This window comes from Micromonospora sp. NPDC049257 (assembly GCF_040678915.1).
GTDB lineage: Bacteria > Actinomycetota > Actinomycetes > Mycobacteriales > Micromonosporaceae > Micromonospora > Micromonospora antibiotica.
The window spans coordinates 85,043-99,143 of sequence record NZ_JBFAQU010000021.1; the positions used below are offsets into that span (position 1 = coordinate 85,043).

Annotated in this window: 10 protein-coding genes; 2 read left to right on the forward strand and 8 right to left on the reverse strand. The window is 71.9% G+C overall.

All coding sequences use genetic code 11. From position 1 onward, the window contains the following. Positions 1–8: 8 nt before the first annotated feature. The 6 genes from AB0K25_RS24820 to AB0K25_RS24845 form a co-directional block, all read right to left on the reverse strand. Positions 9–3,119 (reverse strand): amino acid adenylation domain-containing protein, encoded by a 3,111-nt coding sequence (locus AB0K25_RS24820; RefSeq protein ID WP_363822988.1) that lies wholly within the window; start codon positions 3,117–3,119, stop codon positions 9–11. Then, positions 3,116–3,967: a hypothetical protein gene (locus tag AB0K25_RS24825; protein WP_219468992.1), complete on the reverse strand. Its 852-nt coding sequence runs from the start codon at positions 3,965–3,967 to the stop codon at positions 3,116–3,118. The genes AB0K25_RS24820 and AB0K25_RS24825 overlap by 4 nt, the downstream gene beginning before the upstream one ends. A gap of 184 nt (positions 3,968–4,151) precedes the next feature. Further along, on the reverse strand, positions 4,152–4,928 hold the full coding sequence (locus AB0K25_RS24830) for an alpha/beta fold hydrolase (RefSeq protein WP_219468994.1): 777 nt from the start codon (positions 4,926–4,928) through the stop codon (positions 4,152–4,154). Then, a complete protein-coding gene (locus AB0K25_RS24835; RefSeq protein ID WP_219468996.1) occupies positions 4,925–5,710 on the reverse strand; it encodes an AfsR/SARP family transcriptional regulator in 786 nt (261 codons plus the stop codon). Before AB0K25_RS24835 ends, AB0K25_RS24830 begins: the two co-directional genes overlap by 4 nt. A 423-nt stretch (positions 5,711–6,133) precedes the next feature. After that, on the reverse strand, positions 6,134–6,340 hold the full coding sequence (locus AB0K25_RS24840) for a hypothetical protein (protein WP_363822992.1): 207 nt from the start codon (positions 6,338–6,340) through the stop codon (positions 6,134–6,136). 208 nt (positions 6,341–6,548) lie between these two features. Then, positions 6,549–9,542 (reverse strand): BTAD domain-containing putative transcriptional regulator, encoded by a 2,994-nt coding sequence (locus tag AB0K25_RS24845; protein ID WP_363822995.1) that lies wholly within the window; start codon positions 9,540–9,542, stop codon positions 6,549–6,551. 563 nt (positions 9,543–10,105) lie between these two features. Between AB0K25_RS24845 and AB0K25_RS24850 the strand changes: the two genes are divergently transcribed. After that, complete coding sequence (locus AB0K25_RS24850) at positions 10,106–11,137, forward strand: ketoacyl-ACP synthase III family protein (protein WP_255599180.1); 1,032 nt, start codon at positions 10,106–10,108, stop codon at positions 11,135–11,137. 20 nt (positions 11,138–11,157) lie between these two features. Further along, positions 11,158–11,409: a phosphopantetheine-binding protein gene (locus tag AB0K25_RS24855; RefSeq protein ID WP_208569850.1), complete on the forward strand. Its 252-nt coding sequence runs from the start codon at positions 11,158–11,160 to the stop codon at positions 11,407–11,409. A gap of 138 nt (positions 11,410–11,547) precedes the next feature. On the opposite strand, the gene AB0K25_RS24860 is transcribed toward AB0K25_RS24855, so the two are convergent. Continuing rightward, on the reverse strand, positions 11,548–13,062 hold the full coding sequence (locus AB0K25_RS24860; RefSeq protein WP_357538018.1) for an FAD-dependent monooxygenase: 1,515 nt from the start codon (positions 13,060–13,062) through the stop codon (positions 11,548–11,550). A gap of 11 nt (positions 13,063–13,073) precedes the next feature. Further along, the coding region (locus AB0K25_RS24865; protein WP_363822998.1) for a KR domain-containing protein at positions 13,074–14,101 on the reverse strand (1,028 nt) is incomplete at its 5' end.

Here is a 14,101-nt window from a genome sequence, read left to right on the forward strand (position 1 = left end):
GATGCTCCTTAGTTGAGTGAGATCCGGTCGAGGCGCTGCCGCTGGGCCGCCCGTACGCCCTCGGCGAGTGCGATCGGCGTGGGGTTGGCGAAGATGTCGGCCAGCGCGAGCCGGACCCGCAGCCGGGCCTCGACCTGCTGGACGAGCCGGGCGGCGAGCAACGAGTGCCCCCCGGCGGTGAAGAAGTTGGACGCGGCGTGCACGTCGGCGTGGCCGAGCAGGTCCTGCCACAGGGTGATCAGCTCGTCGACCACCGGGTCGCCGCTGGCCGCCGCCGGGCGTACGGCCTCGCGTGCCCGGCGTTGCCGCTCCTCGGCGAGCCGACCCAGCGCGGGATAGTCGACCTTGTCGTTGCCGGTGGTCGGGAAGCCCGCCACGACGATGAACTCCTGCGGCACCGCGGCGTGCGGCAGCACCCCGATGGCGTGCCGCCAGAGGTCGTCGTGGACGGCGTCGTCCGGGTCGGGGCCGACGACGAACGCGACGAGTGTGCCGTCCGCGCCACCGTGCACCAGCACCGCCGCCGCGTCGACCGCCGGATGCTCACCGAGCACCGACTCGACCTCGCCCAGCTCGATCCGGTTGCCCCGCAGTTTCACCTGGCGGTCCATCCGGCCGAGCACCTCGATGGTGCCGTCCGGCCGCCAGCGGGCCAGGTCCCCGGTGCGGTAGAACCGCCCGTACCGCTCGTGCCCGCCGAACCGTTCGGCGGTCAGTTCCGGGCGGCGGTGGTAGCCGATCGCCACGCCCGCGCCGGCGATGCAGAGTTCCCCGTGCAGGCCCACCGGCAGCTCGCGACCCTCCGGGTCGACGACGAGGACCTGGGTGTTCGCGATCGGCGTACCGACGTGGACGGGCCCGCTGAACGGGGCGTCGAGCAGCGCCGCGGTGGACCAGATGGTCGTCTCCGTGGGGCCGTAGACGTTGTGCAGCTCCCGGCCGGCCCCGGCGAGTTGCCGGGCCAGCCCGGCGGGCAGCGCCTCGCCGCCGCTGAGCAGCTGGACGTCGCGTAGGACGTCCCCCGCCTGTTCGGCCACCAGCCGCCAGGTCGTCGGTGTCGCCTGCACGATGTCGACCGGATGCTGCCGCAGCACGTCCAGCAGCACCGACCCGTCGGTGCGGGCGGCGTCCGGGGCGACCACGGTCGAGCCGCCGGCCGCCAGGGGCAGGAAGAGCTCCAGGGCGGAGATGTCGAAGCTGAACGTGGTCAGCCAGAGGGTCGCGGTGCGCGCGTCGGCGTGGAGCAGGTCGACGAAGTGCTCGATCAGGTTGGCCAGCGCCCGGTGGGTGATCCAGGTGCCCTTCGGGCGTCCGGTCGACCCGGAGGTGTAGATGAGGTAGGCCGGGTCCGCACCGGCGGCGAACTCGTCGGTGGCCGGGTCGACCGGGGTCGGCTCGGCGGTGGTGACCTCCACCGGGTGCAGCACCACCCGGCCGGGCACCTCCGGCACCGGGGTGCCCGGATCGGCGATCACCACCCCCGCGCCCGAGTCGTCGAGCTGGTAGACGATCCGTTGGTACGGGTGGGCCGGGTCGATCGGCAGGTAGGCGGCCCCGGCCAGCCAGGTGCCCAGGACCGCGCCGACCAGTTCCGGACCCCGCCGGCCCAGCAGGGCGACCACCCCGCCCGGGCCCACCCCGGCCGCGCGTAGGGCCGTCCGGGTGCGCTCCGCCGCCGCCCAGATCTGGGCGTACGACACCTCGCGGTCGCCGTCGCGGACCGCCACCGCCGTCGGTGCCGCCGCGACCCGGGCGGCGATGGCCGTCAGCACCGAGGGGCTCCGCGCCGGACGGGTGGTCGCGTTCGCCGCGCCGATGGTGGCGAGGTCCGCCGGGGCGTGCAGGGGTAGCGCGTCGACCGGCTCCCCGCTGCGCTGGCCGAGCGTCACCAGCAGCGCGTCGAAGCGCGCCAGCATGGCGGTCACGTCCGCCCGCCCGAGGACCTCGGTGTAGAAGACCGCCCGTACGTCCAGCGCGCCGGCCGTCGAGATGACGAAGAACTCCAGGTCGAACTTGCTGAAACCGTTCTCCACGATGCGTCGTTGGGCCCGCAGCCCACCGAGGTCGTAGCTGGCCTGCCCCTCGTCCGGGACGTAGTTGAACAGGTGCTTGAAGACCGGGTTGCGCCAGGAACCGGTGGCCGGTCGGAACTGCGCCATCAGCGCCTCGACGGGCACCTCGCGGTGGATGATCGAGGCGAGGAACACCCCACGGGCCTCCCCGACCAGGCTGGCGAAGGTGACGCCCGGCGGGATGCGCAGCCGCAGCGGCAGCGTGTTGATGTGGTAGCCGACGGCCCGGCTGCTCTCGGCGGTCCGCAGCGAGGCGGGTGCGCCCACGACGACGTCCCGGCCCGCGCCGTGGCGGGACAGCAGCAGGCTGTACGCCGCGTAGAGGATGACCGCCTCCGGTGCCCGCAGCTGCCGGGCGAGGGTACGCACCGCGTCGTACGCCGCCGCCGACAGGCGGGCGCTGACCCGGTCGCCGGTGAGGGTCGGTTGGGCCACGTCCGGGGCCTCGCACCACAGGGCGAGCCCGGACGGGTCGAACCCGGCCAGCTGGTCCCGCCAGTAGGTGAGGCTGCGTTGGCTCGGTGCCGTCTCCAGGCAGAGCGGGGCCGGCTGCGCCAGTTCGGCGGGCGGCTCGGCGTCCTCCGAGATCGCGGTGTAGTGGGCGACCAGTTCCTCGGTCAGCACCACCGAGGAGAGGGCGTCGAAGTTGAGGTGGTGCACGGCGAGGCAGAGCACGTCCCCCTCGGGGGTGCGGAACCGTCCGGCGCGCAGCAGCGGGCTGCCGTCCATTGCGAACGGGCGACCCACGTAGTCGGTGAGCAGTTCCTCCAGGTCGGCCCGGGTGACCTCGTACTGGTCCAGCGTGATGGTGATCTCGGTCGGGCCGAGGACGTGCCGCAACAGCCCCGCCGGGGTGTCGCGGAAGACCGTACGCAGCGTGGCGTGCCGCTCCAGCAGTCGGGCGAGGGTCTCCTCCAGCTCCCAGTCCCCGAGTTCACCCTCGACGTCGAGGGCCACCGCCAGGTTGTTGACGCCGGAGCCCGGGACGAGTTGGTCGAGCATCCACAGCGCCTCCTCTTTGCGGGTGGCGGCGGCCGGCCCGGTCACGACCGTGCCCCGCCGTGGACCCGTACCCGGCCGAGCAGCTCGCGGGTGGCTGCGGCGACCGCCGGGTCGGCGAGCATCCCGGCGTGCTCGACCGGGAAGGTGATCTCGTTGCCGGCGAGGTTCGTCGGGGCCTGCGGGTTGATCGTCCGGTACCCGTTGAGGCCGCTGGTGGGGCTCGCCGAGGTGAGCACCGTCGCCCGCGACCACGCCGGCAGCGGGTCGAACTGGCCGGCGGCGCAGAGGTAGCTGATGAAGGAGCGGAAGAGGGTGACCACCTCGGCGCCGCTCGTGGCGTCCAGGCCGAGCCGGGGGAAGGCCACCGCGCCGACCTGTCCGAAGATCTCGCTGAGCCGGTCCGCCAGCGGCTCCAGGCCGGCGAGGTCGCGTTGGGCCTGCCGGCCCGCCTCCCGCGCCTCGTCCAGCTCGGTCGGCGTCAGCGAGGAGGTGGCCACCTCGATGATCTTGGCGAACTGCCAGTACATGGTCAGCGGCGTGACGGTCTCGGGGTCGAACAGGATCAGCTGGGGCTCCGGCTGCCACTGACCCACCTGCGCGGCCAGGGCCGGGGCCAGTGCGCCCCCGGCGCAGAATCCCATGACCGCCGTCACCGTACGGCCGCTGTCGCGGACCTCGTCGGCCCAGCGCTTCACGTATCCCTCGCCGCTGGGCCCGACCAACGCGTCCATGCCGAGCGGAACGGTCTCCCACACGCTCGAATCCGGTCCCAGGTGCGGTGCCAGGTCGGCGAACCGCGCCTCCGGGCGGCCGGTGGCGTCGAAGTCGATGGCCAACGCGACCTCGTCGGTGCTGCCTGTCGTCAATGCTCGCCAGGTGGTCGATTCATTCATCGTGTTTCGGTCCCCTCGCTCCACTGTCCGTCTGGGGAACGCTATGGCCGGTCACTGAAACCGTTCTAAAGCCGGACCCCGCGTCGATCGACGCCGATCTTCGCCACTGCGGACGGCAATGGGGGACGCCATCCGACCGACCCCGCTGCCTGTGCGCACCGGGGCCGGTCCGTGTCGATGGGGCTCAGCTCAGCCGCAGATCCGCCTGGATCGCCCGGGCCACCGGGGCCCAGTGCCGCAGCAGGAAGAAATGGTCGCCGGCGAACGGTTGCAGGCGGAATCCGCCGTCGGTGTGGCCCGCCCAGGCCCGCGCGTCGGCGAGCTCGACCCGGGGGTCGGAACTGCCGTGCAGCGCCGTCACCGGGCACCGCAGCCGGGGCACCCCGGCCCGGGGCGCGTACGTCTCGATCGCCCGGTAGTCGGCCCGGATGGCCGGCAACACCATCGCCGTCAGTTCCTCGTCGGCGAAGACGTCGTCGTCGGTGCCGCTGAGTTCCGCGACGTCGGCGAGCAACCCCCGGTCGTCGCGCAGGTGGACCGTCTCGTGCCGGGACACCCCGGGCGCCCGGCGGCCGGAGGCGAACAGCCACAGCGGGGCGACCCCGAGCTGTTCCAGGCGCAACGCCACCTCGAAGCCGAGGATCGCGCCCATGCTGTGCCCGAAGAGCGCCACCGGTCCGGGCACGGCCGCCCGGATCACCTCGGTCAGCAGGTCGGCCAGGGCGTCGATGGTGCCGACCGGCGGCTCATTGCGGCGGTCCTGCCGGCCGGGGTACTGCACGCACGTCACGTCCGCCTCGGCGGCGAGCAGTTCGACGAGCGGCCGGAAGAACGTCGCCGCGCCGCCGGCGTGCGGCAGGCAGATCAGGGTGGGTCCGCCGCTGCTGCGGGTGCCGAACCGGCGTAGCCAGAGGTCGGGCTCGTCGGTGCGGTACGGCGCGTTCGCCGTGGTCGTGGTCACGACGCCGCCGCCAGCGGGCTGACCAGCATCGACGGCCCGAGGTCGCGGTCCTGGAGGATGTCCTGGTGCAGATCGCGCAGGGCCTGGCAGGGCTCGATGCCGATCTCCATGTCGAGCCGCTGGCGGGCGGTGTGGAAGACGGCCAACGCCTCGGCCCGGCGGTCCGAACGGTGCAGGGCGAGCATCAGGTACTGGTATAGCTTCTCGCGTAGGGGCTGCTCGGTGATGAGGGCGGAGAGCTGGCCGACGATCTCACGGTGGCCGCCGAGGGTCAGCTCGATCTCCATCAGCTGCTCCAGGCACTCGATGCGCAGCTCGTTGAGCAGGGTGGCGTACGCGTACACGACCGGGCTGTCGATCAGTCCGCTGAACGCGGGTCCGCCCCAGAGCAGGAGGGCCCTGCGCAGGGTCTGGGCAGCCGGGAAGAACTGGCCGGCCCGGCGTAGCTGCTGGCCGAGGTGGGCCAGCCGGCGGAACTCGTCGGCGTCCAGGTCGCCCTCGGCGGTCAGGATGGTGTACCCCCGGGGCCGGGTCATGATGGCGGCGTCGTGGCCGCTGGCGCGCAGCACCTTGCGGAGCTGGGAGATGTAGACGTAGAGCGCGTCGTTGGCCCGGCTGGGCGTGTCCTCGCCCCAGATCTCGCTGAGCAACTGGTCGGAGGTGACCATCTGGTTCGTCTTCGCCAGCAGCACCGCCAGCAGGGTCTCGGTCTTGCGGGTACGTGGTGTGACGACACCGCCGACGCCATGGACCCTTATCTCGCCAAGGATCTCGTACTTCACGGATGTTCCCCCCGTCGAGTGGGCCCGCCGGCGCGGTGTCGGCGGTGCGTGGCATCGGGTGGAGTGCCGGCGCTGTCGTGGCGAGTCAGTCCGCCGTCTGGTCAACCCAAGTCACTACGCCACTGTGGCGCAGGTCGATACCGAATCAGTCCCGATCCGTTCCCGCCGGCCGCATCGCCGCAGTTCGCGGTGGGGAGGGCGGGCCGCCGGGATCCGGGAACGACGGCGGCGTGACGCCGGACGGGTGTCGTCGGTCGGTGGCGGAGGCGGCACCCGGGTGCGGCGACGGCGGTCCACGCCGGCACACCATGTCTACCCGATAGACCGAAGTCGCCACAACCGTTGGTTTTGAATGCGTTTTGCGTCATGCGCCCATAAGTGCCGCACTGTCGTCGTCCTCGCCATCTGGGACCGCAATGGTATTCATGGGTAGCGATGTGGGATCGTTCCGGTAGCGACGGTTGTGACAGTGGCATTGTCAAAACGACCGACGAACATCGGGGGAACGTCATGTTCAAGATTCGCATCCTGGGTCGGGCCGCTGTCGTATTGTGCCTGGCTGTTGGGGCCTCCGCGGTTACCGGGCTCGGCGCAGATCGCGGTCAGGTGGCTGCCGGTCAGGAGGGTCACACCGTTGTCACGGTGGTCGCCGACGGGCCGTTGCTCGACAATGGTGGACCACGCTGAGGCGCCCGCCAGCCGAATAACGTCATCGATCCGTAGCGGATTTTACGACGCCCCACCATGGCAGCGCATTGATCGATGTCGTCGGGCGGTGCTGTTTCGAGGTGCGGATGCCGTGCCCCGTGACGGTGGCCGCCCGGCACCGGGCCGGCGGTCAGTGCGCGACGGCCGACCGGGACTGCTCCAGCCGCCCGAGGTGCTGCTCCAGATCGGCGCCGGTGACGCCCATGGCACGGTAGAGGCTCAGCGCGGCCTGCCAGTCCGTCATCGCCTGATCCAGGTCCCCGAGACCCGCGTGGGCGCGCCCCATGCCGTCCAACGCGCGCGCCTGTTCGAGACGCAGACCGATCCGGTCTGCGTTCTCGTGGGCCGTCCGGTGCCGGGTCAGGGCACCGGTGAAGTCGCTGCGTTCCGTGCTGACCCGACCGAGGACGTTCTCCACCTCCGCACGCAGCGCCGGGTTCTCCAGGCCACCCAGCAGGCTCAGCGCGCTCAGTCCGTGCCGGTCGGCCTCGGCGAGCCGACCCAGCCGCATCAGGACCTCGGCGTACCGCGTCTCGAGCATGGCCCGGGCCCGGCGGCTGTTCGTGGTCTGCACCGGAACGGCCGCCAGGGTCAGCGTGGCCAGCGCGGCGGTCCCCTCGCCCAGGCTGCTCTGCGCCGAGGCGAGCCGGGTCAGGGCCGAGGCGAGGTCGGCCGGCTGGTCACGGCCGTCGAGCAGGCGTACCGCCTCACGGGCGCTCGTCACCGCCTCGGCGTGCATGCCGAGGACGTTCTGTAGCTGGCTGATGTTGCTCAGCGCATTGCCCTGCTCGGCCAGGCCGCCCATCGTACGGTGGATGGCCAGCGCCCGTTGCTGGTAGCTGAGCGCCTCCTCGAACCGGCCCATGCTGGCGCAGACGATGCCGATCCGGCCCAGGCAGGTGCCCTCCCCGACGGTGTCGTTGGTGTCCTGGGCGATGGCCAGCGCGTCGGCGTAACACTCCAGCGCCTCGGTGAACTCGCCGAGATACCAGTGCGCGATCGCCACGTTGATCAGATTCAGTCCCTCGTGGACCGGCTCGTCGATGCGGCGGGCGGCGGCTGCGGCGTTGCGGAAGGTGGCGACGTGCTCGTGCATCTCGCCCCGGACGTAGAGGAAGAAGGCCATCGTGCGGGGCAGGTGGCACAGGTGGAAGTCGTGCCCCCGGTCGGTCGCCAGGTCGATCGCGGCGAGCAGGTTGCGTCGTTCGGCCTCGAACCACTCCAGCGCCTCCGCCTGGTCGTCCAGCGGCGGAACGTCCTGCGGCGGATTCCGTACCCGGGCTTCGGTCACGAACCGACCGGGCTGGACCCGGTTCGCCGCGGTCTCCGCCGTGACGACGTAGTAGTCGAGCAACCGGTGCAGGGCGGTGGCGTTCTCGTCGTCGTCCTGGGCGAGGACGGTGCGGACGAAGTTGCGGACCAGGTCGTGCATCTCGTACCGGTCGAGCTGCCGCTGGATGAGCAACTGCGAGTCGAGCAGGTCCTCCAGGATCTGCTCGGCCCGCTCCTGCGGGACGCCCGCGAGCGCCGCGGCGGTGTAGGCGTCGCAGCTCTCCCCGGGGAACATCCCGATCAGGCGGAACATCTGCTGATGGTCGGGACCGACCCCGTGGTAGGACAGGCCGATGCTGGCCGCGACGCTGCGGTCGTCGAGGACCAGCTCCCGCATGAGCCGCCCCTCGCGGCGCAGCCGGCCGATCAGATAGCCGAGCGTCCACTTCGGGCGGTTGTGCAGCCGGGCCACGGCGATGCGCAGGGCCAGCGGCAGCCGTCCGCACGCCTCGACCAGGGCCTGCACCTCGGCCTCGGTCGCCCGGTGCCGGTCACCGAGCAGCCGGTGGACGATCGCGCTGGCCTCGTCGTCGAGCGGGGGGTCGAGGGTGATCGAGTGGGTCCCGTCCAGCCCGTTGAGCCGTGACCGGGTGGTGATCAGCACCAGACTGGTGGCCGAGCTGGGCAGCAACGGGAGGACCTGCTGGGCACTGCTGGCGTTGTCCAGCAGGATCAGCAGCGACCGGTCGGCGGTCTTGGCCCGCCACAGCGCCGACCTGCCGACCTGGTCGGTGGGGAGCTGCTCGCCCGGGGTGCCCACCGCCCGCAGCAGGATGCCCAGCGCCTCGACCGGGTCGACCGGCTCCCGGCCGTAGGTGAAGCCGTGCAGGTCCAGGAAGAGCTGACCGTCGGGGAAGCCCTTGCCCAGGCGGTGTGCGGCGTGGATCGCCAGGGTGGTCTTGCCGACGCCGCCCATTCCGTTGATCGACACGAGGGTCAGCGCCGTGGCGTCCGGTCGGGCGTAACCGACGAGCGACTCCAGGGTGTCGACGTGTCCGGTGAAGTCGACCAGGTCCCGGGGGATCGTCATCGGACGGTTCGACGACGTCACGACCCGGGCCGCGGGTGCCGACGCCCGGGTGGCGGAGCGCGGATCGAGGACCGGGTCGTTGCGCAGGATCTGCTCGTGCCGCCGGTTCAGCTCCGGCCCGGGGTCGATGCCCAACTGGTCGGCGAGCGACTGCCGGGCGTCGGCATAGACCTGGAGGGCCTCGGCCTGCCGGCCGGCCTGGTAGAGCGCGGTCATCAGCAGGACCAGCAGCCGCTCCCGCATCGGGTGCTCGGCCGCCAGCGCCCGGAGCTGGCCGACCAGGTCACCCTCCTCGCCGATCTCCAGTTGCAGGGTGATCAGACGTTCGACGGTCATCAGGCGTCGTTCGTCGGCGCGGGCCGCAGCGGTGCGTACGGTGAGGCCGTTCATGCCGCTCAGCGCGTCGCCGCGCCAGAGGGACAGGCCGGTGGACAGGGCGTCGATGGCCTCGTCGGGACGGCCGCCGTCCTCGGCGGCCCGGGCCCGGACGAGTTGTCTCTCGAAGATCTTCAGGTCGACCGCAGTGTCGTGGACGTCCATCCGGTAGCCCGGCCCGTCCGTGACGATCAGCCCGGGGGGCAGCCGCCGACGCAGGTCCGCCACGATCTTCCGGATCTGGTGCGCCGCCGTCGAGGGTGGTTGCGTCTCCCAGACGACCTGCACGAGTTGTTGCAGGGTGACGACGCATCCGGTGGCCAGCAGCAGGGCCGCGAGCACCAGTTCCTGCCGGGTGCCGCCGAGGGGTACGCGGACGCTGTCCACCCACACTTCCAGGGGACCGAGGAGTTTGAAGACAATTGGTTGATCGGCGGTGATCAACGCCTCTCGATCATCCCCGGATGGCAACGTGTCCCTCCCCAAGAGATGTGACGAATCGCAATTAATCATGTTTCGGCGAGAGTGTCAACCTGCTTTATTTCATGCTGTCGATATGGCCGTTAAGACCGTTCCGAGAATTTTGCCGAAGGTGTTTGTGTGGGCGGGCCCGGGCCGGCGGTGTCGGGCGCCGGGAACGACGTGCACGGGAGCGTTTCGAATAGAGGTCTCTTGTCGGCGATGCGACTCGCCCGCGCTGTGACTCTCCCTCATGAAAAGCCGCCCCGCAAGCACCGACACCTGCTCGTTCGTCGCGAGCGGGCGAGCTCGGACCGGCGGTCGGGGCGGTGATGGCGGCTGCGCCGACCGGATCCGTCCCGCCGGGTGGGGGCGCCGGACGGGCGGGTGCGCCACCACCGGCCCGTACCAAGATCCTCTTTAGGTCGCCGTTAGGCGGGCCGAGGACCGTTGGGGATGTTGGCCGCACCATTTCCCGAAAGCGGGTGGCAATGAAAGTCCAGAACGTCTTTGTCGCTGGTGTCGGCACGTATCTGCCGGACCGCATCACCACCGAAGAAGCCGTGAAACGCGGTTGGTACGACGAGGCGAACCGCACCCACAGCGATCTTCATTCGATCGCGGTCGCAGCGGACATGCCCGCCCCCGACATGGCGTTCCAGGCCGCCTCGGAGGCGATGAAGCGGTCCGCCCACCGCCCCGAGGACGTGGCGGCGTTGATGCACTGCCCGGTCCACTACCAGGGGCCCGACACCTGGTCCGCCCCGCACTACATCCTGCACGAGACGCTCGGCGGGCGGGGGGTGCCGGCGCTGGAGATCCACCACGGCTGCAACGGGATGCTGTCGGGGCTGCGGCTGGCTGCGGCGCAACTGATGGCCGACCCGGAGTCGACCGCCGTCCTGCTCACCGCCGCCGACAACTTCTCCACCCCGGTCGTCGACCGCTGGCGGATCAGCTCGCACTACGTGCTGGCCGACGGCGCGAGCGCCGCCCTGCTGTCCACCCGGGGCGGCTTCGCCGAACTCCTCGCGGTCGGCTCGGCGTCCAACCCGGCGGCCGAGGTCCTGCACCGGGGCGGCGAACCACTGTTCCCGCCGAGCATCACCACCGGGCAGCGGGTCGACCTCGAGGCGCGCTCCCGCTACTGGGCCGAGCAGTGGGCCAACGGGGTCACCCCACCGGTGTTCCACCTCGGCGACCTGGTCACCGAGACCGTCGACCGGGTGCTCGACGAGGCCGGGGTGACGATGGCCGGCATCGCCCGGGTCGCCCACAGCGGGGTGGCCCTCGACCAACTCCAGAACGGGATCTTCGACCCGCTGGGGATCACCGCCGAGCAGACCGTGTGGGACTTCAGCCGCACGGTCGGGCACTGCGGCGCCAGCGACCAGATTCTCGCCCTGGACCACCTGGTGACCACCGGCGCCGTCGGCCCGGGCGACCACGTCCTGCTGCTCGCGGTCGGCGTCGGCATCGAGGTCGGCTGCGCGGTAGTCAAGATCATCGAAGAGCACCGTTGAGTCGACCGGAAGGACCCACCGTGCAGCAGGAAACCACGGCAACCACACGTGAGGAGATCCGGCAGGCGATCGCCGTCGTGATCGGCCTCGACGCCGCAGCCATCGGCGACGACGCCAACCTGGTCCAGCTCGGCCTCACCTCCCTGCAACTGATGCGGCTGGTCAACGGCTGGCGTCGCGCCGGGATGCGCGTGCGCTTCGGTGACCTCGCCGCCGCACCCACCGTGACCGCCTGGTCGCAGCAGCTCGCCGACGCCGTCACCGCACCCTGACCCGACCGCCCCGACCCGACCGCCCCGACCCGACCGCCCCGAACCGGTCCGACCCGACCGCCCCGAACCGGTCCGACCCGACCGCCCTGACGGCCAGCGCCCCCGACCACCGGTCGGGGGCGCTGGCCGTGCCACCGGTCACCCGGCCGGCTCACCGAACCACGACTTGAGCGCGCCGGACAACCCCTCGGCATCCGCGACCGGATCCCCGGCCCAGGCGACGTGACCGTCCGGACGTACCAGGACGGCGTCCACCGGGATCTCCCCGGTCGGGTCCGCGTGAACCGCGTCCACCCGGTCACCCAGTGCCGCCAGGGTGCGTCCGGCCGGCTCGGGCGTCCGGCCGGCCAGGTCCAGGTAGACCCCGCGCCCGCCATGGTGCAGGTCGGCCACGCCGCCCGACGTCGTCGCCCCCGTCGCCGTGGCGGCCAGGGGCCGTACGCCGGTCAGCGGCACATGCGGCAGCCGGCGACCCGCCGGCACCGGACCGGTCGGCTCCACCCCGACGTCGTAGCGGACGTCGAGCCCGGTGGACAGCTCCAACAGGTAGGTGTTGACCTGCGGCAGGCGCAGGAGATCGGCGAAGAGGCCACGCAGCGGGGTCACCCGGTCGATCGGATGGATCAGCGCGAGCTGCGCATCGGTGGCCGCTGCCGCCCGGACCGCCTGCGGATGGCGCTCCTCGTGGTAGGTGTCCAGCAGGTCGGGGCGGCCCCACCCGGACAGCTCCGCGGCGAGCTTCCAGCCCAGGTTCACGGCGTCCTGCAGACACAGGTTGAGGCGCAGGCCGGCCAACGGATAGAAGGTGTGCGCCGAGTCGCCGGCCAGGAAGACCCGGCCGCTGCGCATCCGGTCCACGGTCCGGGTCTGGCCGCCGTAGCGACGGACCCAGCGCACCGGCGCGTCCGGGAACTCCGCCCCGGTGAGCCGGGCGATCGCCGCACGCAGCTCGGCGGTCGTCGGCGCGGTGTCGGCGGGAGGCGCGACGTCGAACTCCGCCGTGATCACCCGCAGCAGCCCCGGCCCGACCGGCACCGCCGAGTAGACGCCCCCGCCGGGGCAGAACTTCGACCCCCGGTGCTCCGGGGGCAGGTCCGCGACCGCTATCTCCACGTCGGCCACCAGGCCGCAGTTCGCCGGGCCGGCCCCCGGGAAGTCGATGCCGGCCGCCGCGCGCACCGTGCTGTCCTCGCCGTCGGCCGCCACCAGGAAGCTGCCGTGCAGGTGGTACTCGCCGCTGGGGGTGGCGACCCGGACCCGTACGCCGTCGTCGTCCTGGTGGAAGGCCGTCACCCGGTGGCCATGGCGCACGTCGGCCCCCCGGGCCACGGCGGCGTCGCCGAGCCGCCGTGCGATGAACTGGTGCCCGAGCAGCATGGCCGGCTGGTGCCGGCCGTCGAGCGGCGACATGTCCAACCACATCAGCGAGAAGTGGGTGCCCTGCACGGGGGAGACGTGCCCGCGCAGGCCGGCGAGCAGACCCCGCTGGTCGAGCAGCTCGGCGGTGGTGGTGTTGATCGCCTGTCCGGGCGACTCGTCGGTCAGGCCGGGGCTGCGCTCCAGCACGACGACGTCGATCCCCCACAGGGTCAGCTCGTGCGCGAGCATGAGCCCGGTCAGGCTCCCCCCGGCGATGATCACTGGTGCGGTCATGTGCGACTCCTTCAGCCGATGCCGAGTTCGTTGTCGATCAGGTCGAAGATCTCGTCGTCGGTCGCCGTCGAGATCGCGGTCACCTCGTCACCGGTCTCCGCCACCACGGCGGACCGCTGCTCCTCCACCCGGTCCTGGAAGCCGGCCAGCCGGGCGGCCAGCCGGCCCATCGCCGCGGCGTTGGGTGCCGCCACCGTCAGGTCGGCGGTCAGCCGGTCCAACTCGGCGAACAACACCGCGAACGGGTCCTGCTCCCGGGGCGTCAACCGTTCACCGAGGTGCCTCGCCAGCTGTGCCGGGCTCGGGTGGTCGAAGATCAGACTGGCCGAGAGCCGCAGCTGGGTCGCCGTGGCGAGCCGGTTGCGCAGCTCCACCGCCGTGAGCGAGTCGATGCCGAGGTCCTTGAACTGCCGCTCCGGGGGGATGCCCGCCGTCCCGGCATGGCCCAGGGTGATCGCCGCGTTCTCGCAGACCAGGGTCAGCAGCAGGGCGTGCCGGTCGCCGTCGGTGAGCCCGGCGAGTCGTTCGGGCAGCGGCCTGAGCGTCGCCGGACCGTCCGGCTCCGACGAGGCTGCGTCGACCGGCCCGGTCAACGCCCGGAAGAGCGGCGCGAGCAGCCCGTCACGCGCACGGGCGGCGAGGGTGGGCAGGTGCAGCCCCATCGCGACGGTCACCGGCTGCCCCAGGTCGACGGCCGCGTCGAGGGCGGTCAGGCCGTCCGCGACGTCCATCGGCCGTACGCCGATCCGGCCGAGCCGCTGGAGATCCTGCTGCTGGAGGCCGGCGCCCATCCCCGACTCGGTGTGCCACAGCCCCCACGCGATCGTGGTGCCGGCGAGCCCCAGGGTGTGGCGGTGGTGAGTCAGGGCGTCCTGGAAGGTGTTGGCCGCGGCGTAGTTGGCCTGACCGGCGTTGCCGAGGGTGCCGGTGGCGCTGCCGAAGACGACGAGGGTGACGTCGGGGTGGTGTTGGAGTGCGGTGTGGAGGGTGTGGGTGGTGTCGATTTTGGCGGTGAGGGTGGTGTGGAGGGTGTGGGGGG

Bases quoted from the DNA above. Each gene is read 5' to 3' on its own strand.
- AB0K25_RS24850 (WP_255599180.1), top strand. From the start codon at position 10,106: ATGAAAGTCCAGAACGTCTTTGTCGCTGGTGTCGGCACGTATCTGCCG.
- AB0K25_RS24825 (WP_219468992.1), bottom strand. From the start codon at position 3,967: ATGAATGAATCGACCACCTGGCGAGCATTGACGACAGGCAGCACCGAC.
- AB0K25_RS24860 (WP_357538018.1), bottom strand. From the start codon at position 13,062: ATGACCGCACCAGTGATCATCGCCGGGGGGAGCCTGACCGGGCTCATG.